The sequence below is a fragment of the Ruminococcoides bili genome, assembly GCF_040093295.1.
Taxonomy (GTDB): Bacteria; Bacillota; Clostridia; order Oscillospirales; family Acutalibacteraceae; genus Ruminococcoides; species Ruminococcoides intestinale_A.
The window spans coordinates 44,964-64,930 of record NZ_JBBNJY010000003.1; the positions used below are offsets into that span (position 1 = coordinate 44,964).

Genomic DNA, 19,967 nt, shown 5'->3' on the forward strand with positions numbered 1-19,967 from the left:
CTGAGGAAAAGAAAATGATTGAAATATTTACACCTGATGATATATTAAAAATCAAGGACTGTTACATTGCCAAGTATATCAAAAATCTTTTCACAAATCTTCTGACACAAACATCTGATTGTTCGCTTGAAACAGTCGGAGGTATTTTTTATGTTGAAAATGAAAAAGACTTTGACGATTACAAAAGTTTTGGTTTATCCTCAAAAATAACAGAAAGCAGATTTGAATGGATTGACTTGATAGGCAATGATTTTCTTGACGGATGTATTGTTCTTGACAATGACAGGGCAATAAACATTGTCGGCAAAGCTGACTATTTTAAAAAAGGAGTATTGAACTATGAGTATAGCGAACACAATTGAAACAAACAGCACAGTAAAAACAACAGCGGTCTTTTCCAAAAACAGAAAAGACCGCTATTTGTTGAAAGCAGAATGGGACAGCAACAAAAAGTCGCTTGCAATAATAATGACCTATCCCTCATCTGCCGATGAATTGATTTTTGACCAAACAACCATGCTTGTCAGAAACGGAGCGGTAAAAAATGATTTCGGCTCCGTTTCAATAATCAATCTCTTCTCATCAATCGACAACCCTTTGCCTAAAACAGACAAAACAAACACTTCTTTTGTAATGAGAGAATGTGACAATGCAGATGTAATAATAGTTGCATATGGCAGGAATCCAACTCCCTGCGGTTTATGAATATTTGTCTATTATGTTTAAGTTTCGTTTTAACTTTGCCCCACTGTGCTGCAATCAAACCGCTGTTGATACATTTTTCAACCTACTTTGAACATTAAGGCAAGTTCTGCACCTGCCTTAATGTTCTGATATTGTTTTTTATATGTTTTTTTGAGATTGCTTGTTTACAAAATCAAAAAATTCTTTGCACAAGCAAGCGGCATGTTTATCAAGTTTACACTTGCAAAAATTCGCAATGTATAAAGGAATTTCTTTATAGTAAGCTTCTGCGATGCTTCCTGCCATTGCAGCTATTGTGTCTGAATCACTTCCGTATGAAATTGCAAGTTTTATAGCTGATTCAAAGTCAGTGCTTTCTAAAAAAGCAGCAACTGCCAAATGAACTGTATCCTGACAAGTTACACTATAATTACTTTTTTCACGCAATACTTCAACCGAAAAATCAAGTTCTGAATAGCCAAATTCTCTGATAATATATTCTTTAATTTCATCTTTAGATTTTCCGTTTCTCGCAAGAAAAATTGCAGCCGCTATACACATTGCGCCTTTCTCGCCCTCAGGATGATTATGGGTTATGTCAGCAGATAATTTTGCAAAACGCATAGTTTCTTCCATAGTGTCAAAAAAACACCCAACGGGACTTACTCTCATTGCAGAACCGTTTCCAAAACTGTTATAAGGTTCGTATTCATCAATCAGATAGGCTTTGTTGCACCATTGCCAAAAACTAAATCCGTATCCCAGTGGTTGATTTTTATATTTTCTGCAAACATAGTCAACCATTCTTTTCACTAACTTGTCTTTAAAGTAATCATCATTTTCATAATCATTCAGATCATGCAACAACCAGTCAGCAACAGCAAGGGTCAACACAGTGTCATCAGTAAAATGGCTACCGTCTCTGAACAAATCAATTTCTGAAATATTATTGTATTTCTTCTTTTCAAACTCAAATGTTGAACCTAAAATATCTCCGCAGATTGCGCCGAAAATATTATTGTTTGTCCTACAGGCATAACAAATACCTGAGCAATTATTATATATCATAGAATTTTTCAAGTTTAGCTTTTAGATATGAATTTTTCATTAACTCGTTATACAATTCTTCCTTACTAATTATATAAATATTTGTGCCGACATATTCTTTTCTATATTTATCAATATCCTCGTCTTTCCATTTTCCTGAAAAAAGATAGATTTTATCATAACTCTTTTCATCATTATATTCATTTGGAATAATGTCGTCACTTTGATTTTTGACCTGGCAGGTTATAGGATTTCTATTTACGCTTACAAAGCTAAATTCATAATTTTGTTTGTTAATTTTACAGGAAGAGGGCAATAAAATATATCCCTCTTTATAATGCCTTTCATAAATAAACTGACTAACGAGGTCCTCCAACTCCATATAGTTTAAACTCGTTACAAAATTATCTTGATTTAACAAGGGCTTAGGGATATTAAATTCCGTAGTCTTGGATGCTCTTTCATAAGATGCAATTATCATAATTTTTAATTTATTATTTGCAACTCTCTGAATGGTAGAATGATATCTTTGTGAAAATCTTCCAATTATATCAGATGGTAATTCTTCTTCATTTTCAAATTCAAACCATTCCTTTACATTACATCCCCATGATAGCCTATTAGCACCATTAACAGAAAATCTTTGAATATACTTTGCCTTGCCATCAACTCTGCCTAAATAGAAATGAGAATTTTTCAGACGCATTATCACTAAATCGCCGTCAGCAATGTTTTGGTACATTTTAAGTGCGGACTTATATGATTCTTTGTATTGAGGACGGTCTATTTCAACCATTGATTCATACTTTGCTTTGTTTTCTTCAGTAATCTCTTCGTTGTCTGCAATTTCGTCAATTATTTTTGTCGCCCAACCCATACCAAAAATATTATTTTTAATGCATTCTTGTTGAAAAGGTAAAACCTCAGATGAATATCTTTCATCCTTAGGAAATGGCATAAGATTAATAATCCAGCAGTTAATTTTGTTTAAATTAATTTGTTTCATCAATAATTACTCCTTTTTATTCATAATTTTTCTTAGCAAAATCAATATCAGCCTTAATTTCATCAACAAGGCTTTGCGGAAAAATGACCTTGATATGCCTTGAATATTTCAGTGCCCACATTTTCATGGCAATCGGGTTTACCTTGACTGTCACCGTGACCTCATCGCTTGTAACGTTTTCGGGAATTGTTATGCTTTTCAATGATATACAATACATAAAAGCAAAATCACCTATGCTTGTTACGCCATCAGGAATGATATAAGATGTATCTTTTTCCCCTTCCGGATATTTAATAAGTACGCTTTTGGACTTGTCGAACAATACACCTCCACAAGACAAATAATTGGAATTACCCTCGCTTACATTTATGCTTTGCAACGAATTACATCCTGCAAAGGCATAATTTTCAATGTTTATTACACCGTTTGGTATTGTTATGTTTTCCAAGGTTGTGCATCCAGCAAAAACCTTATCCCCAATGCTTATCACACTGTCAGGAATTGTTATGCTTTTCAGTGCGTCACAACCCCCAAAAGCATCTTTTCCGATGCTTGTTACACCGTCAGGAATTGTTACAGTCACATTTTCTTCTACTCCCGACATTCTGCACTTTGTCAGAACACCGTTCTGAATTTCAAAATGCGGAGTACACATACAATCACCTCATAATAAAAGTATCATTATTTTACATAATAGTCAATCAGTTTTCTTTTATTTATGTGTTTATTTTAACAAGACAGATGAACCAAAAACAGGACATCCGTTATAAATTCTGATTTTGAAAAATGAAACGCTTATTTTTAAAAATGAAACGGTCAAAAAGTTTTGTGTCAGAATAAAAAATCGGCTCTAAAAACACACTCAACGGCTGCCTTTTTTATTACAAAACAGCCGTATTTTTTATTCACTCTGACACTTTACTAATCGGCAAAAATGCCGTAAATACTGATTACAAGCCGTTTTTAAGAGATAAAAATGAACCGCAATTAAGATACGCTTTGTATCAAAATTGCGGTTCTTATTTGGTGGAGATGAGGGGAATCGAACCCCTGTCCGAAAAGTATTTGCCAAGGCTTTCTACGAGCGTAGTTGTCGTTTTAAAATTCCCTTACCGCAGCACCCGACAACAGGTTATACGGCTCGGTAGCCTCTAATGTGTGATGCTGCCCGAGGCACTGCCGCATTCACATTTACCACTAATCGACGCCCCTTGCATAGCCGTGGTGCTCTATGCAGGAACGAGCAGCTTACGCTGCTAATCTAACTGTAGTTTTGTCAGTTATTTTAAAAGTTGCGGATTTTATAGTGGCTCTCCGCACCACTGCTCGCTTACCGAGGTTCACGCTCCCCGTCGAAGCCTTTACATCCCCGGATATAAACAAAGTTTAGCCTGTTTTAAGACTATCATTATACTATATATAACAAGCATTGTCAATCACTTTTTGTCATATATGCTAAATTATCAAATTTTATTTAAAGACTGACAAAATGAGCCGCACAAATTAATGTACGGCTCTTTGTTATTATTTGCTGTGCTTATCTTTTTTCTTTTTTATATGAATTTCGGGAACTGCCACTGTATCATAAATAACAGATTCGTCGGCATTAGGTTTTTCGCTTGATATTTGCTTTACCTTACCTGTGTGAATTTCAGGAAAAGCAAGGTTTTCGGTTTCTACAAAATATTTATCCTTATCCTTCATAATATTACCTCCATTTTACAACAGATTAATAAAGAATGTGATTGTAAGGCTGTTAAGAAAATCTGCAAACAAGCTGCCTACTATAGGAATAATCAGATATGCTTTTACAGAAGGCTCATACTTTTCACAGATTGCCTGCATATTTGCCATAGCGTTAGGAGTTGCGCCCATACCAAATCCGCAAGTACCGGCTACTAATACCGCCGCATCGTAATTCCTGCCCATTACATTGAAAACCACAATATAAGAGAATAGGAACATTAGAGCTACCTGTCCTGCAAGCAATATAACAAGCGGAAGTGCAAGGTCAGCAAGCTGCCAGAGTTTTAGTGTAATCATTGCAATGCCGAGGAAAAGCGAAAGGCAAATACCGCCGAGGTCGTTAATTTCACCCATATGAATTGTGATTTTGCCTGTGTATTCGCCGATATTACGCATAATTGCCGCTGCAATCATTGCTCCGATGTAGATTGGAAATGTCATACCTGTGAGCGAGAGCAATTTTGAAAATATCGTGCCGATGCCTACCGCAATTATAAGCTGAAATACAGCCGGCGCATACATCGAAAAATGTCTTTCGTGCTTTTCTTCTTCTTCAACAAGAAGAGTATCGTCATCATTTTTGATTGTTTCAAGAAGATTGTGCTTTTTAATAAGTCTGTTGCCGATTGGGCCACCCATAAGCGAACCTGCAATAAGACCAAATGTTGCCGCCGCAGTGCATACAGTTGTTGCTCCGCTAATACCGAAGTCCTCAAGCACCGGACCGAATGCACCTGCCGTACCGTGACCGCCTACCATTGGGATTGAACCCGTTGTCATACCCGTAAGCGAATCAAGTCCGAGAAGATTTGCAAGTCCTATGGCTGTGAAGTTCTGAGTTATTATAAGAACAATTACAAGTACAAGAAAAATAAGCAACGGTTTTCCACCGCTTTTAAGTACCTTTAAGTTTGCCTGGAAACCTACCGAGGTAAAGAAAAATACCATACATACTTCTTTTAAAGTATCGTCAAAATCAATTTCAAGTATTCCTGTAGAATAGCAAATCAAAGTAAATATTGCGAATATCAATCCGCCGATTACCGGTGCGGGAATACAGAATTTTTCAAGAAAAGAAATTTTTCTTTTAAGGAAAGCTCCTAATATCAGTACAACTACAGCAACTGCGATTGTCTGATACATATCAAGTGTAATGCTCAATGTTTACATTCCTTTCGCAGTTATTCTGCTGTTTTTACTTCAATGCCTTTTTCACTGTAATATTCTGCCGCACCGCTGTGGAACGGAATATTTACACCTGTTACGGCATCTTTTTCTATAATATCAAGGTCAGCCGAAACAGTAAGCTGAAGTTCGTTTGCGTTATCAAACACAAGTTTTGTAAGTGTTTTCACCTTATCATTTGAAAGTCTGTCACTTACAATAAGTACCGATTTTACTCCAATGGTATTTACATCCTTAGTCTGACCGTTGTATGTGTTTCCGTCAACCTTGCAGTCAATGTACGAATACGCTGATTTAAGCTTGTCTGACGCTTCTTTGTCAATGCTAAGAAGTTTTATGTCGCACTGTCTTGAAAGTTCTTCCACAACTGTGGCGTTTATGCCGACTGTCCAAAACAAAGCGTCAACCTCACCCGATACGAGTGCCTTGGCTGAATCCGCATAATTAAAGTTTTCCTCTTTAACCATTTTTTCATTCAAACCGTATGCGGATAAAATCTGTTTTGCATTGAGTTGTGAACCCGATTCCTCTTCACCGACGCTGACCGTTTTACCGAGTAAATCATGAACGCTGTTAATGTCAGAATCTGCCCTTACTATAATATGGCACACTTCGGTGTAAAGAGCCGCAACAGCGCTGTAATCTTTATATGCTGTTTTAAATGAATTTTCTCCGTTATATGCATCGCTTATAATATCAGATTGAGCAATTGCCGCATCAAGATAACCTTGTGACAGCAAACGAACATTTGCCGCAGAGCCTGCTGTGGTCTTTACTTCAATCTTAAGAGCGCTGTCATTTTCGGCAAGCTGTTTTAATGAAGTTGCCGCCTGGTGATAAACACCGCCCAAACCTGCCGCTCCGAATCGAATACTTCCGTCCCCCATCGAACAACCGCAAAGCAAAACAGTTAACACAACAAGCAGAAGTGCAATAATTTTTTTCATCTTACCGCCTCTTTTTTTAATAGAAAAGAGGAATTGTAAACAGCGTACAATTCCCCGATATTTACAATTGATTATAACATATTTAGTGTAAAAATGTCAAACCTGCAAATTGCTAATTAAGTTTCAATTCAACCTTGCTGCCGCCTGACTTTTCTTTAGTTACGACAAGCTGTTTGTCTATCTCACTTCTAAGTTCAGCCACATGAGATATGATACCGACAAGTCGATTATTTTCCGAAAGTCCCGACAGTGCTTGCATTGCCTGTCTTAAAGTTTCTTCATCAAGCGAACCGAATCCTTCGTCGACAAACATTGTTTCCATTTTAATGCCGCCTGCCGATGCCTGTATCTCATCGGAAAGTCCAAGCGCAAGTGAAAGCGATGCAATAAAGGATTCGCCGCCCGATAAACTTTTTACACTTCGCTCCGTACCGTTGTAATGGTCAATAACATTTAAGTCAAGTCCGCTTTTACTACTTAAATTATCCGCAACATCTTTTCGTTTGAGGTCGTATTTACTTCCCGACATTTTCATAAGATGAACATTTGCACGAGCTATTATTTTATCAAAAAATGCAGTCTGAATATAAGTTTCAAGAGTGATTTTCTGCTTACCCGTTATGTTGCCGTTTACCGTATCGGAAAGTGAATTTATAAGTTTCCACCTTTCTTCCAGCTTTGCAAGATCTGCCGCTTGAGCAGAAAGATTTTTAAGAACGGTATTATTTGCAATTATACGCTGTGTGATTATATTGTTTAAATCCGTAATCTGTTTTTTCTCTTTTGAAACAGTATCTCTCTCCTGTTTTTTCTCGTCAATGTTAATCTCTTCAACATCTTTTAAAATATCGTTTAGTTGTGTTATTTGCGTTTTAAATTCATTGACTGATTTTTCACACTCTTTATACGCATTTTCGGCTTTTAACAATTCGGCTTTGTTTTGTTCAATTTTCTTTTCAAGTTTTGATTTCTCGTTTAAAGCCGCTGTTTTGTTTTCAAATTTAAGTTTTCCCCGTAAATTTTCCTTTCGTTTATTTTGCTCATCTATAGCTGCAGAATATGAAGATATATCAGCCTTAAGATTTGTAATTGATTCATTAATTTTGCTGATTTTTTCTTTGGTATCTTCCGTTAATTTTAAAATTTCGGCTTTTCGTCCTAATTTTTTATTTTCTTCGGCAATTTTTAAATTTAAATCCTGCTTTTGCTCGGATATTTCTTTGAGTTTTTCCGATATTACCGTTTCGGCATTTTTAAAATCAGCATCTGTTTTTAACTTTTCGAAATTATTCTCCGCAGTGTTTTTTGCATTGTCGTAAATGCCTTTTTTCTCGCCTGCTTTACTGCTTAAAACATTTGCCTTATCCTGTAAATCTTTTGCGTCTTTTTCGGACTTTTTTACCTCTGATTCGGTAGGTGCGTTCACAGCCTTTTCCGCCTTATGCGGATGAGTGCAAGAACCGCATACGGGGCAAGGCTCACCGTCAACCAAGGTTTCTGCTATTATACCCGCTTGCTCACTGTTAAACTCAAGGCGCATTTTATCTGCAATTTCTTTTTTGACAGTAGCTTTTTCTTGAGCGACGCTGTATTCCTTTTGAGCAGTTAAAAATGCTTTTTTAATTATTTCAAGATTTTTTATCTCTTCTTGCAGACTTACAAATTCAGTTTCTTTGGCAGCGATTTTTTCAAGTTCAGTACTGAATTTCACTTTATTTTCTGAAGAATTTTCAAGTTCAGAACTCTCTTTTTCATATGACTTTAAACTTGAATTATATTCCGCAAGTTTAGTTTCGTTTGTCTGACAGTCGATTTTGCATTTTTCAAGATTATTTGAATTACTCTTGATTTTATTTTCCAACAAATCAAGTTCATCATAATCATTAAGCTGTTGTTCAAGTATAGTTACATTCTTTTCAATTTCCTGTGTAATCGGCTCTTTCTGCTTTTCAATATCATAGAGCTTTTTTAATTCTTCAGATTTCGGCAATGCCTGCTCGTACTTATTTTTTGCCGTTGCAAGCAATTCACGGTTTTTATTCTGTTCCTCGGCTTTTGAAATTATTTCAGTAATACTGCTGATTTTTTCTTCTGATTTTTCGGTCTGCTGATATAATAATTTTGATTTTTGCGTATCCTCGTCAATAATTTTGTTTATAAGTTCAATTACCTCAACCACCGATAATTCGCCGTTTTTAGCCTTTTGGGTTTCTATATACAGCACATTTTCTTCACTGCATCCGATATTTTTTATATCGTTATCTACGCTTACTTTTTTTATTTTGAGTTCGTCTTTTATTTTGCTGAAATCGGATTTTACTCTGTCCTGAAATTCAAGATATATGTCTGTTTTAAAGATATTTCTTAGAATTTTCTGCCTTTCCTTGGTATCGGCAAGCAGAAGTTTTAGAAAATCTCCCTGTGCTATCATTGCAATTTGTGAAAATTGAGCGTCGTTTACACCGAGTATTTCTTCAATTTTTGTATCAACAACCTTTTTATTGGTTTCTACTCTGCCGTCGGGCAACACCAATTCTGCGCCTGCCGATTGTTTTGTAAAACCGTTTCCTCTCGCCTTTTTCCTTTCATACTCGGGATTGCGTTTCACGGTATACTGCTTGTTGCCGTTTACAAAGGTCAGTTCAACTGTTGTAGGAGTATCGTTATCCGCATATTTTGAACGAAGCATAGATGAATCACGGTTGTTTCCGCTTGCTTCACCGTAAAGCGCATATTTTATACCGTCAAAAATTGTGGTTTTACCTGCGCCTGTGTCGCCCGTAATCAGATACAGACCGCTGACTCCAAGCTTGTCAAAATCTATTTCCTGTTTACCCGCATACGGGCCGAATGCAGACATAACAAGTCTTATCGGTCTCACAATGACTCCTCCTTTATCTGTTCTATTAAATCACTTGCATATTCAAGCTGTTGTTCTGTCATTTGCTTTCCGTTCTGTTTTTCAAAAAACTCCGAAACTAATTCAATTTCCGATTTTCTTTCAGTTCCCTGCGCCTGCGTGATGTCATACGATGACCTTGTCCTCGTATTGTCATAATCAAGTTTCATTAAATTATGATAAATATTGCGCAGTCTTTCTACCGCATACGGCACATCATCTTCATCTGTAAGTATAATATGCAGATAATCTTCTGTGGCAGTACCCTCATAGTTTTCTCTGTTTACAAGTTCATCGTAACTTCCTTTTATTTCTCGCATATCATGCAAAGGAATAAGCGGTATTGTCGTAACATCTATATCTTCTTTTTCTTTAATTTCAACTATTGTAACGGATTTTTCGTGATTTATTTCCGAAAACGAATATTTTAACGGTGTACCGCAATAACGAACAGTAGATTTACCGACATTTTGCGGACGGTGAATATGACCGAGCGCCACATAATCAAAATCGTCAAAAACATACGAATCCACATTGTCGGTTCCGCCTACTGCGATAATTTCGGAATCCGAGCGTTCTGCGCCTGTTACAAACTGATGTGTAACAATTACATTTCTGGCATTTTTATCTATGTTCATATTTGATATTGCCACACGAATTGCTTCGGTATAGGTATTGATTTCTTCATCTTCAAAAAATCTTCTTACATTTGACGGCTTAATAAACGGTAAAAGATAAAAATTAATTTTTCCGTAATCATCTGTAAGCGAAACAAAATCCGTACTGCCGTTATACACCTGTGACATATGTATTCCGCTTTTACCCATAAAACGAGAACCAAACGCAATACGCTCCGGCGAATCGTGATTACCGCTTATTACAATTACCTGCAAACTTCTTTCAGTAAGTTTGTATAAAAAGTCATCAAACAACTGTACAGCCTCTGCGGAAGGGACAGGTTTGTCATATACATCGCCTGCAATTATTACAGCCTGTGGCTTTTGTTCGTCAATTATATTTATAATTTTTATCAATATATATTTCTGATCTTCAAGCATAGAATAGCCGTTTACACGCTTTCCGAGATGCAGATCGGATAAATGCATAAATTTCATAACATCATTCCTAATTTTGTTATTTTGCTTAATTATAACATACTTTTTTAGAAAATTAAAGATATTATAAATAAAAACAGACCGCTACTGTAGTGTAACGATCTGCTGTAAGGGAAGGAAAAGTTTAGATAACTTTTTCAGCGTGTAGGTAAATTATTCAGCGTCGGTAAGAGCTACCGCATAAGTCATTGTACCCGAATACTTAACACCCTTTGGTGTTGACGGATTGTTGAGAACAGGCTTTACCGCTTTATCGCTTTCGCCTTTAAGTACCATCTGATTTCTGAAATAATTCGTACCTGCCGTAAAACGGTTCTTAAAATATCTTGATTATATTAACTGACAGCACAAAACTCGGCAACCGTAAAGATTGCCGAGTTTTTTATTCGGAAATATTTGCTTTCGGTGTGACATAAACAGTTTTGTTATTTACATAAATAACCATACCCGGTCTTGCACCGCTTGGCTTGCTTACATAACGCACAAGCGTGTAATCTACAGGCACTTGACTGCTTTCTCTTGCTTTACTGTAATATGCGGCAAGCTGTGCCGCCTCTAAAATTGCGGTATCGCTAATTTCTCTGCCTTCCGCAAAAACAACTGTATGCGAACCGTGAATATCTTTTGTGTGCAGCCACATATCATTTTTATTTGCAATTTTTAATGTAAGTTTATCATTTTGAGTATTGTTTCTGCCTACCAAAATTTTAAATCCGTCACTTGAAGTAAATTCAAGCGGCGGCAGTGCCGCCTGCTGTCTTTGCTTGCCCTTTTGTTTGCGTAAATATCCCTGCTCGGTAAGCTCTTCCCTTATCTGCGCAAGTTCACGCTCACTCTCCGCACGGCTTACCGTATCAAGTACAGAATCAATGTATTCAAGCTCTGACCTGCCTTTCTCAATCTGTTCGGTCAAAATATGCTCTGCATTTTTCGCTTTTTGATAATCTTTATAATATTTTTGAGCATTTGCCGCCGGAGAAATTGCAGGATTGAGTTTTATGCGGATAAGCGACATATTTTCATCGTAAAAATTTTCCACTTCCGCAAAAGATGCGCCACGCTCAATACGGTAGAGATTTGCCTGCAACAAATCGCCGTTTATTCTAAGCTGTTCACGATTTGCACATTCTTTAAGTTCAATCTTTTGCTTTGCAAGTTTACGGGAAATTCTTTCGCTTAAATTAACAAGCATTTTTGTAAGGTCTTGAGATTTGACCCTCATTCTCTCTCTTGAATCTCTGGTTTCGTAAAAGCTGTCAAGAAGTTGTGAATATGTGTCAAAGTGCTTTATTTGAGCAAAATTTCCGTATTGCTCAATATCTGTAAATGTAAAATCAATCGGCTTGCCGTCATCTCTTATAACCATACACGGTTTGCCTGCATATTTATTAACATTTACATACAAATTATTGAGCACATCAACAAGTCTGTCATAATGCTGTTTATCCATACGGGTAGTTGTGCCCTCGCCCACTCTGTACTCAAGTTCTCTGCACACAAGAGGCGATACACCCTGAATTGCCCTTAGCAGTGCCTTGTTAAGCATCATTTCGCCGTCAAAATCAACTGTTTTTTCCGCTATTTCTTCTGCCGAATGTTTAAGAATTGAAAGTTTATCCTGCGCCTCGGGAAGTTCGTATTTTATATTTGGAAGCACAAGTCTACGGCTGCTCATAGTCAGGTCAACACGCTTGAGGGAATCAATAATTACTCCGTTTGAATCCACAATAATAATATTGCTGTACATTCCCATAATTTCGCAAACTACTGTTATTAGAACGGTATCGCCGAGTTCGTTTACACATTCAAAATCAAGGAACAGCACTCTGTCACATTCCTGTTGACGAACCGCAACCAGCTTTCCGCCGCCGATACGCTTACGCAAAAGCATACAAAACATAGGCGGTGAAGCGGGATTTTCAGGTGTATTGCCGCAAAAATGCACCCTTGGTGAATTTGCCCTTGCCGAAAGCAAAAGTTTTTTATTGCCGTTAAAGGTACGCATCGCAAATACAAGTTCATCTCTGTTCGGCTGATAAATCTGCGATACCCTGGCACCGAGCGCCTCGGTTTCTATTTCGTGTTTTATATATCTTAAAAAAATTCCGTCTAAAGCCATCTTTTACCTCTATTTATGATATTTGCCGTTGGTAGAAATTTCAAACGCACGGTAAATCTGTTCCGACAGTACCATTCTTGCCATCTGATGAGGAAATGTCATTTTACTCATAGAAAGTTTGAAATCCGCTCTGTTTTTTACCTTATTGCTAAGTCCGTAACTTCCGCCGATAATAAAATCCACCGTACTTTTTCCTGTAATTGCCGCATTGTTGAGCATTGCAGAAAGTTCTTCGCTTGAAAGCTGTTTGCCCTCAATGCACATTGCCACCGCATAATCACCTGCACCGATTTTCTTAAGTATTCTTTCTCCCTCTGCCTCAATTACCTCTGAAATTTCAGCCCCGTTCGGATTGTTATTTCTTATTTTTTCTTCCGCAAGTTCAACTACCGCAAATTTACAAAAGGCAGTAAGTCGTTTTGCGTATTCGGAAATTGCGTCTGTAAAATATTTCTCTTTAATTTTTCCTATACAAATTATATTTATTCTAATCATCTTTCACCATTAAAAAATTACCGATTTAGCATTAGTTTCTACGGGCGCTACATCGAGAGTATAATCTATTCCCCTATTCATTCCGTACTTTGAAAGTTCGTTTACAGCTGTATTAAGCGCTATTGAGGGAGTATTATTTTGCTCGCTTAAGTGACCGAGCATAAGTCTTAAAGTACCTGACTGCACAAGTCCCGCAAGCTCGGCGGCACAATCAGGATTAGACAAATGACCGTATTTAGAGAGTATTCGCTTTTTGAGTACAAACGGATACGGGCCGTTTTTCAGCATATCAACATCGTGGTTTGACTCAATAACCGCAAAATTGCTGTGTGCAACGGCATTTCTTACATCATCGGTCATATATCCCATATCAGTTGCTATTGTGGCAGTCTTTCCGTCTGCAAGCGTAACACTGTAGCAACAGCTTTCAGCGGCATCGTGCGGAGTATCGATTCTTTTAATAAGCATATCGCCTACTGCAACTTCGTTTTCGATAACCTCGGTTTCAAAGCGGTTATCCAGACGATTTGCCCTTTCAAGCGCCTCAAGTGTACCCTGACTTGCATACACCTTAAAATTATAGCGTGATGCAAGCACTTTTACGGCACTGCAATGGTCTGTATGCTCGTGGGTAATAAATACCGCACCTATTATGCGTGGATCTATTGAATTTGTAAGTAATGCATTTTCAATATGTTTGCATGAACGACCTGCGTCTATCAGCACGCCCTGTGTTGCCGTACCCAGAAAATAACTGTTACCTTTACTGCCGCTAAAAAGCGGGACTGCTTTTGCCAAACTAATCTACCCCTATTCAACAATAGTCATAATAATATATAATAACACAAAATTCACATTTTGTCATCTGCATAATAAAAAACCCACAGCTGAAATTTGCTGTGGGTTAAATAAATTATTTTTTCAAAGCAGCTGCGGGAAGTGCATATTTTTTCTTGTATTCCTTATAGTCTGCGTTGTACTGAATATCATCGGAATTTTTAAGTTCGTGCAAATATTCGTGTGCATCGTAGCCGTTGTTGTTGATTTCAATAACACCGACCGCAATGTTTGAACAATGGTCGGAAACTCTTTCCATACTTGTAATAAGGTCAGAGAAAATAAATCCGAGTTCTATTGTACATTCGCCGTTTGTAAGACGCTTAACATGAGCCTCTTTAAGTTTATCTCTGATGCGGTCAATAACCTGTTCAAGAGGTTCAACTTTCGCCGCAAGTTTTACATCGTTATTGATAAATGCAAGCGTTGCATTATTTATAATCTCTTTTATAGCGTCCATCATAACATTAAGACCCGCCATAGCCCCTTCGGAGAAAACCGCTTTTTTCTCCTCAATTTCTTTTGCGGCACCGACAATATTCATTGCGTGGTCGCTGATTCTCTCGAAATCACCTATACCGTGCAAAACTCTCTGAACACTTTTACTGTCGTTTTCAGAAAGATTTTTCTGACTTAGTTTTACAAGATATGTCGAAATTACATCTTCGTACATATCAATTGTGTCTTCGTTTTCAGAAAGGGTGTCAGCCGCTTTTTCGTTATAATTACCAACCATTTCAAGTGCGCCGAGAAGTGTACCCTCCGAAAGTCTTGCCATTTTTTCCGTAACATTTAAAGCACGGTCTGTTGCAAGTGAAGGTGTGTTGAGGAAACGCTCGTCGAGGAATGGTGTTTCACTTTCTTCTTCCGTATCCTTAATTGTAAGGCAAGCGAGTTTTTCAAGCTGGCGTGTAAAAGGAAGTAACATAGCTGTTGCTGCAATGTTAAATGCTGTATGGATAACAGCGATATTTGCCTCGGCAACTACATCGTCCAGGAATCCGTATTGGAATATTAAATTTGAACCGTAGAACAGCGCACAAATTACAAGTGTACCTATAATATTAAAATAAAGGTGTACCAAAGCAGCACGCTTAGCGTTTTTCTTTGCACCTATACAAGAAATCAAGGCAGTTACGCAAGTACCTATATTCTGACCCATTACAATCGGAATTGCCATTGAGTATGTAATCGCACCTGTTTTGGAAAGTGCCTGCAATATTCCGACCGATGCGCTTGAACTCTGGATAATTGCTGTGAGCAATGCACCTGCAATAATACCGAATACAGGGTTATTAAAGACTGTAAGAAGATTTGCAAAGTTAGGATCGTTAGAAAGAGGTGCTACCGCAGAACTCATAGAATCCATACCGAACATTAAAATTGCAAATCCCAAAAGAATAGACGCAAGGTTTTTCTTACTGTCGCTCTTTGTAAACATAATAAGAATTATGCCTATAAAAGCGAAAACAGCAGAAAAAGATGTCGGTTTAAGCAGTTGCATAAATACGCTGTCGCCCTCAATACCCGAGAGGCTTAAAATCCACGCTGTAACTGTTGTGCCGACATTAGCACCCATAATAATTCCTATTGCCTGTCTTAGCTTCATAATACCGGAGTTTACAAAGCCGACTACCATAACCGTAGTAGCGGATGATGACTGTATAACAGCTGTAACGGCTGCACCGAGCAAAAATCCCTTGAAAGTATTGTTAGTCATTTTTTCAAGAGTTTTTTCAAGTTTACCGCCCGAGAATTTTTCAAGGCCGTCACCCATTGTATTCATACCATACAAAAAGAGTGCCAAGCCACTCAACAGCTGAAGAATCGAAAAAATATCCATATCCCTAAACTCTCCTTTTCCTTTGTAATGATATTAGTATTAAGTCAAAGTTTTATTTTGCATTTGTAAAATCTATGTAAAGTTTTTTACACAACAACAACTGCGCCCTGTATATAAGTAAGACTTAAACAAGACGCAGCCGTAATATTAAATATTAATATTTAATTTTGCTAAAAGTACATTTTATAATTTTTACAATGCTTTTACTTTAAATGTAAATACCGTACCGTTTTCATTACTCTTTAATGTAATAGTACCGTCATGTCTTTCGGCAATATGTTTTACAATTGCAAGTCCAAGACCTGTACCGCCGGTTTCTTTAGAACGGCTTTTGTCAACTCTGTAAAAGCGCTCAAAAACTCGTTTTTGATGTTTTAACGGAATACCGATTCCCGTATCCGCAACACTGAGAACGGCGTTTTCGTCCTCTTTTTTAACAGTAACGGTAACATTTCCGCCCTTGCGGTTATATCTTATCGCATTGTCACAAAGGTTATAAACAAGTTCATAAAGTTGGTTACGATTGCCGTTTATTAAAATTTTATCTTCCGCATTAACTTTAATGACAACCTCGTGTTTATTTGCATTTGTATGTAAATCTTCCGCTACCTCTCTTGAAAGTCCCGACAAATCGACCTTATCGTAATTTACGGGTCTTGTGTTTTCGTCAAGTTCGGAAAGCTCTATAATATCGCCAATCAAAGAAAGCAGTCTGCCTGATTCTTTATGAATTTTTCCGGCAAATCTTTCAATATCTTCCGGTGCAACAATTCCGCTTTCTATAATTTCCGCATAACCCGAAATTGAAGTGAGCGGAGTTTTTAACTCGTGGGTAACATTTGCGGTAAATTCACGCCTCATTTTTTCGGCTTTTCGTTTAGCCGAAATATCAATTATAAGACAGATTACACCTTTTTGTTCGCTGTTGGAATACACCGGACTTGCAATTATCTGCAATACTCTGCCATTTATACTGCCTTCATTGCTGCTGCGTTCACCGCTGAAAGCCTTGTCAACACATTCGCACAAAACCTCATTGCGTGAAAATGAAATAAGACTTTCGCCAACAGTGCCCTCTGAATCCGTGCCGAGATATTTTGAAGCGGAATGATTACACATAAGCATATTCTTATCCATATCAAGCATTATAAAGCCCTCGGACATATTTTGAATAAGCGTGTCTATTCTGTCTTTTTCAAGCTGTAAGCGTGAAACCTGCTTGTTAATCTGCTTTTGCTGACTTGAAATGGTGCGGGAAATTGAACTTAATTCTTCATATTGATTGCCGTCAACATTGCTTTCGAGATTTTCTATAGGCGCAATAATTTTTTTCGTTGACCTTTTTGAAAGCACACAGCAAAGAATAAATACAATAATTATTACGGCAAACAAAATCGGAACAAGGTGCATAAAAATGGAGTAGCCGTTTTCCATAGTTTCAGACAATCGCAAAACATTTCCGTTTGAAGTTTTTACAGCATAATAATATGTAACATTGCCGAGTGTTTCTGATTTTCTGCTGTCATCGCCGTATCCGTTTTTCATTGCATTTATAAATTCGGGACGATTGGAGTGATTTCCCATTTTTGTAACATCAACGCCGTCATCGCTTTCCAAAAGAACATTTCCGTTGCCGTCGAGCAATGTAACTCTTATTCGTGATGAACTTAAATCGTGCAGCAATTCATAGCTGCTGTTTTTATTATAAAGATTTGCGGCTATATTTGCATAATCTTTTAATGTTGTTTTTTCCGAAGAAGAAAAAATAAACCAGAAAGCGGCTGTTGAAAAAACAGCCGTCAAAAGAATGGATACACCAGCGGTGATTATAAATCTTTTTAAAAGAATTTTTCTTAGTTTCATTTATCATTCTCCTGCCTTGTATCCTACATTACGCACGGTTTTAATAAGATTGCCGCATTCTCCGAGTTTTTGTCTTAGAGTTGTAATGTGCATATCAACCGTACGGCTCTCTCCCTCGAAATCGTAACCCCAAACATTAATGATAATGTTCTCTCTTGTGAGTGCCATACCTTTATTGTTAAGCAGATATTTGAGCAATTCGTACTCCTTGTATGTAAGGCTACACTGTTCTCCGTTTGAAGTTACAATATGCTTTGAATCGTCAAGAACAATTCCGCCAAGTTCCACGGTTTCGGGCTTTTCTTCTACCGTACAGCGTCTTAAAATCGCCCTTACTCTTGAAATAAGTTCAAGTACGGAGAACGGCTTTGTAAGGTAATCGTCGGCACCCATATCAAGTCCTTTTACCTTATCCATCTCACTTGACTTTGCGGTAACAAGAATAACCGGAATATTTTTTGTAGACTTGTCTTTTCTTAATTTTTCAAGTACAGACAATCCGTCAAAATCGGGAAGCATTACATCAAGAATAACAAGCTGCGGCTTTATTTCCGCACACGCTTTAAAAAAGCTCTTGCTTTCTCCAAAGCTTTTAACCTCATAACCGCTGTTTTTCAGTGCGTAGGTTTCAAGCTCCCTGATGTCTGTATCGTCTTCTACAATATAAATAAACATATAATTCTAACTCCCCGATATAGATTTAAGGCAGACATACTTCCGCCTTAAACCTAATTATATCACAATAGTCTTGATTTGCAACAAAAATCATCAAATGTTATACTGTCTTTCCTGTAATTGAAAACACAACCCATTCACCGATATTTTCCGCATGGTCGCCGATTTTTTCAAAATACTTTGCAATAAGCAAAACATCTATAGCCTGCTGATCAAGTTCTTTGTTTGCGTTTATAATATCGACAACCTCTTGTTTTACCTTATTGAAAAGGTCATCAATAGCGTCGTCCATAGTAGCTACGGTCTTTGCAAGTTTCAAGTCTTTTTTAACAAAAGCGTTAATAGCCGTTGTTACCATATTTGAAGAACGCTCTGCCATTTCAGAAAGATGAGTCATTGAATAAATGTTTTCGCAGTCTTTCAAATAAGTTGACATTTCCGCAATGTCAATAGCCTGATCACCGATTCTTTCAAGGTCGGTAATCATCTTAAGAGCCGAAGACACCGTTCTTAAGTCACCTGCAACAGGCGACTGTAAAAGGAGGAGATTTAAACAATAGCTTTGTATTTCTCTCTCCATCGTATTGATTTTTTCTTCAATAATTCTTGATGTTTCAAGTTTATCGTATTCACCGTTTGTAATAATGGTTATCGTATTTTTTATTGCACCTTCAACCAAAGCGCCCATTTCAATGAGTTTATCGTTAAGTGCTTTTAATTCCAAATCAAAATACTCTCTCATTAGCCGAACCTTCCTGTAATGTATTCCTCTGTACGCTTATCCTTTGGAGTAGAAAACAAGGTAGCCGTATCAGTGCATTCAATCATTTCGCCAAGCAGGAAGAATGCCGTATTATCAGCAATTCTCATTGCCTGCTGCATATTATGTGTAACCATAATAATGGTATATTTATCTTTAAGCTTCATACAAAGTTCCTCGATTTTACCTGTGGAAATAGGGTCAAGTGCAGATGTTGCCTCGTCCATAAGTAAAACTTCAGGCTTTACCGCAAGCGCTCTTGCAATGCAAAGACGCTGCTGCTGACCGCCCGAAAGGCCGAGTGCGCTCTTTTTAAGTCTGTCCTTAAGTTCATCCCAGATAGCGGCATCTTTCAAAGACTGCTCTACGATTTCGTCAAGCTCTCTTCTGCTTCTTATACCGTGTGTTCTCGGACCGAAAGCTATGTTATCATACACGCTCATAGGAAACGGATTTGCTTTTTGAAAAACCATACCCACTCTTTTTCTGAGAACATTTACATCCATATTTTTGCCGTAAATATCCTCGTTATCAAGACGGATATCACCTGTAATTTTACAACCCTCAACCAAATCATTCATTCTGTTAAGTGATTTCAGGAGCGTTGATTTACCGCAGCCCGACGGGCCGATAAAAGCTGTAATACGGTTTGCCTCCATATTAAAGTTTACAGACTTTAATGCGTGAAATTTGCCGTAATACAGGTTCATATCCTTAATTGTAAACTTATCCATTTATTTTCCTTC

The 19,967-nt window shown here is 37.4% G+C and carries 19 protein-coding genes and 1 other RNA gene; 2 read left to right on the forward strand and 18 right to left on the reverse strand.

Annotated features, from left to right (window positions below):
• Positions 1–14 precede the first annotated feature (14 nt).
• Positions 15–362: a hypothetical protein gene (locus AAAY30_RS01615; protein ID WP_295027135.1), complete on the forward strand. Its 348-nt coding sequence runs from the start codon at positions 15–17 to the stop codon at positions 360–362.
• On the forward strand, positions 340–705 hold the full coding sequence (locus tag AAAY30_RS01620) for a DUF1643 domain-containing protein (RefSeq protein WP_295027133.1): 366 nt from the start codon (positions 340–342) through the stop codon (positions 703–705). Before AAAY30_RS01615 ends, AAAY30_RS01620 begins: the two co-directional genes overlap by 23 nt.
• Before the next feature lie 138 nt (positions 706–843).
• Here the strand turns inward: AAAY30_RS01620 and AAAY30_RS01625 are convergent, their stop codons facing one another.
• From AAAY30_RS01625 to pstB, 18 genes are all read right to left on the reverse strand, one after another.
• A complete protein-coding gene (locus AAAY30_RS01625) occupies positions 844–1,752 on the reverse strand; it encodes an ADP-ribosylglycohydrolase family protein (RefSeq protein WP_499215719.1) in 909 nt (302 codons plus the stop codon).
• The gene (locus AAAY30_RS01630) at positions 1,742–2,737 is read right to left on the reverse strand and encodes a hypothetical protein (protein ID WP_302191077.1); all 996 of its coding nucleotides are present in this window, start codon (positions 2,735–2,737) and stop codon (positions 1,742–1,744) included. Before AAAY30_RS01630 ends, AAAY30_RS01625 begins: the two co-directional genes overlap by 11 nt.
• Positions 2,738–2,753: 16 nt before the next feature.
• Positions 2,754–3,392 (reverse strand): leucine-rich repeat protein, encoded by a 639-nt coding sequence (locus AAAY30_RS01635; protein WP_295027128.1) that lies wholly within the window; start codon positions 3,390–3,392, stop codon positions 2,754–2,756.
• Positions 3,393–3,761: 369 nt separating this feature from the next.
• Positions 3,762–4,108, reverse strand: a transfer-messenger RNA (tmRNA) gene (gene ssrA, locus AAAY30_RS01640).
• A 153-nt stretch (positions 4,109–4,261) separates the two neighbouring features.
• Positions 4,262–4,441 carry a hypothetical protein gene (locus AAAY30_RS01645; protein WP_022234618.1) on the reverse strand — a complete coding sequence of 60 codons (180 nt, stop codon included), beginning with the start codon at positions 4,439–4,441 and terminating at the stop codon, positions 4,262–4,264.
• Between the two features lie 15 nt (positions 4,442–4,456).
• Positions 4,457–5,644, reverse strand: coding sequence for a sodium/glutamate symporter (gltS, locus tag AAAY30_RS01650; RefSeq protein ID WP_302191079.1), 1,188 nt, complete (start codon positions 5,642–5,644; stop codon positions 4,457–4,459).
• Positions 5,645–5,664: 20 nt separating this feature from the next.
• Entirely contained in the window at positions 5,665–6,615 is a 951-nt protein-coding gene (locus AAAY30_RS01655) for a TAXI family TRAP transporter solute-binding subunit (RefSeq protein WP_337380695.1), read from the reverse strand.
• Between the two features lie 112 nt (positions 6,616–6,727).
• The gene (locus AAAY30_RS01660; RefSeq protein WP_412122661.1) at positions 6,728–9,496 is read right to left on the reverse strand and encodes an AAA family ATPase; all 2,769 of its coding nucleotides are present in this window, start codon (positions 9,494–9,496) and stop codon (positions 6,728–6,730) included.
• A complete protein-coding gene (locus AAAY30_RS01665) occupies positions 9,493–10,629 on the reverse strand; it encodes an exonuclease SbcCD subunit D (RefSeq protein ID WP_295027124.1) in 1,137 nt (378 codons plus the stop codon). The genes AAAY30_RS01660 and AAAY30_RS01665 overlap by 4 nt, the downstream gene beginning before the upstream one ends.
• A 153-nt stretch (positions 10,630–10,782) precedes the next feature.
• Positions 10,783–10,905 (reverse strand): hypothetical protein, encoded by a 123-nt coding sequence (locus AAAY30_RS01670; protein WP_271229648.1) that lies wholly within the window; start codon positions 10,903–10,905, stop codon positions 10,783–10,785.
• Positions 10,906–11,011: 106 nt separating this feature from the next.
• Positions 11,012–12,748, reverse strand: coding sequence for an Rqc2 family fibronectin-binding protein (locus AAAY30_RS01675; protein ID WP_499215736.1), 1,737 nt, complete (start codon positions 12,746–12,748; stop codon positions 11,012–11,014).
• A gap of 9 nt (positions 12,749–12,757) precedes the next feature.
• Positions 12,758–13,243, reverse strand: coding sequence for a 23S rRNA (pseudouridine(1915)-N(3))-methyltransferase RlmH (gene rlmH, locus AAAY30_RS01680; protein ID WP_443719448.1), 486 nt, complete (start codon positions 13,241–13,243; stop codon positions 12,758–12,760).
• A gap of 9 nt (positions 13,244–13,252) precedes the next feature.
• A complete protein-coding gene (locus AAAY30_RS01685; RefSeq protein ID WP_499215737.1) occupies positions 13,253–14,041 on the reverse strand; it encodes an MBL fold metallo-hydrolase in 789 nt (262 codons plus the stop codon).
• A gap of 115 nt (positions 14,042–14,156) precedes the next feature.
• Positions 14,157–15,923 (reverse strand): Na/Pi cotransporter family protein, encoded by a 1,767-nt coding sequence (locus AAAY30_RS01690; RefSeq protein WP_499215738.1) that lies wholly within the window; start codon positions 15,921–15,923, stop codon positions 14,157–14,159.
• Between the two features lie 192 nt (positions 15,924–16,115).
• Positions 16,116–17,786, reverse strand: a complete 1,671-nt coding sequence (locus AAAY30_RS01695) for a sensor histidine kinase (RefSeq protein WP_499215739.1) — start codon at positions 17,784–17,786, stop codon at positions 16,116–16,118.
• A 3-nt stretch (positions 17,787–17,789) separates the two neighbouring features.
• A complete protein-coding gene (locus AAAY30_RS01700) occupies positions 17,790–18,461 on the reverse strand; it encodes a response regulator transcription factor (protein ID WP_294664394.1) in 672 nt (223 codons plus the stop codon).
• Between the two features lie 100 nt (positions 18,462–18,561).
• Positions 18,562–19,203, reverse strand: coding sequence for a phosphate signaling complex protein PhoU (gene phoU / locus AAAY30_RS01705; RefSeq protein ID WP_499215740.1), 642 nt, complete (start codon positions 19,201–19,203; stop codon positions 18,562–18,564).
• A complete protein-coding gene (pstB, locus tag AAAY30_RS01710) occupies positions 19,203–19,955 on the reverse strand; it encodes a phosphate ABC transporter ATP-binding protein PstB (protein ID WP_022234601.1) in 753 nt (250 codons plus the stop codon). The genes phoU and pstB overlap by 1 nt, the downstream gene beginning before the upstream one ends.
• Positions 19,956–19,967: the final 12 nt, after the last annotated feature.

Coding starts and splice junctions, on each gene's coding strand:
- AAAY30_RS01620 (WP_295027133.1), top strand. CDS start 340: ATGAGTATAGCGAACACAATTGAAACAAACAGCACAGTAAAAACAACA.
- rlmH (WP_443719448.1), bottom strand. CDS start 13,243: ATGATTAGAATAAATATAATTTGTATAGGAAAAATTAAAGAGAAATAT.
- AAAY30_RS01630 (WP_302191077.1), bottom strand. CDS start 2,737: ATGAAACAAATTAATTTAAACAAAATTAACTGCTGGATTATTAATCTT.
- AAAY30_RS01675 (WP_499215736.1), bottom strand. CDS start 12,748: ATGGCTTTAGACGGAATTTTTTTAAGATATATAAAACACGAAATAGAA.
- AAAY30_RS01615 (WP_295027135.1), top strand. CDS start 15: ATGATTGAAATATTTACACCTGATGATATATTAAAAATCAAGGACTGT.
- AAAY30_RS01645 (WP_022234618.1), bottom strand. CDS start 4,441: ATGAAGGATAAGGATAAATATTTTGTAGAAACCGAAAACCTTGCTTTT.
- AAAY30_RS01695 (WP_499215739.1), bottom strand. CDS start 17,786: ATGAAACTAAGAAAAATTCTTTTAAAAAGATTTATAATCACCGCTGGT.
- AAAY30_RS01700 (WP_294664394.1), bottom strand. CDS start 18,461: ATGTTTATTTATATTGTAGAAGACGATACAGACATCAGGGAGCTTGAA.
- AAAY30_RS01655 (WP_337380695.1), bottom strand. CDS start 6,615: ATGAAAAAAATTATTGCACTTCTGCTTGTTGTGTTAACTGTTTTGCTT.
- phoU (WP_499215740.1), bottom strand. CDS start 19,203: ATGAGAGAGTATTTTGATTTGGAATTAAAAGCACTTAACGATAAACTC.
- AAAY30_RS01670 (WP_271229648.1), bottom strand. CDS start 10,905: ATGGTACTTAAAGGCGAAAGCGATAAAGCGGTAAAGCCTGTTCTCAAC.
- pstB (WP_022234601.1), bottom strand. CDS start 19,955: ATGGATAAGTTTACAATTAAGGATATGAACCTGTATTACGGCAAATTT.
- AAAY30_RS01635 (WP_295027128.1), bottom strand. CDS start 3,392: ATGTGTACTCCGCATTTTGAAATTCAGAACGGTGTTCTGACAAAGTGC.
- AAAY30_RS01690 (WP_499215738.1), bottom strand. CDS start 15,923: ATGGATATTTTTTCGATTCTTCAGCTGTTGAGTGGCTTGGCACTCTTT.
- AAAY30_RS01625 (WP_499215719.1), bottom strand. CDS start 1,752: ATGATATATAATAATTGCTCAGGTATTTGTTATGCCTGTAGGACAAAC.
- AAAY30_RS01665 (WP_295027124.1), bottom strand. CDS start 10,629: ATGAAATTTATGCATTTATCCGATCTGCATCTCGGAAAGCGTGTAAAC.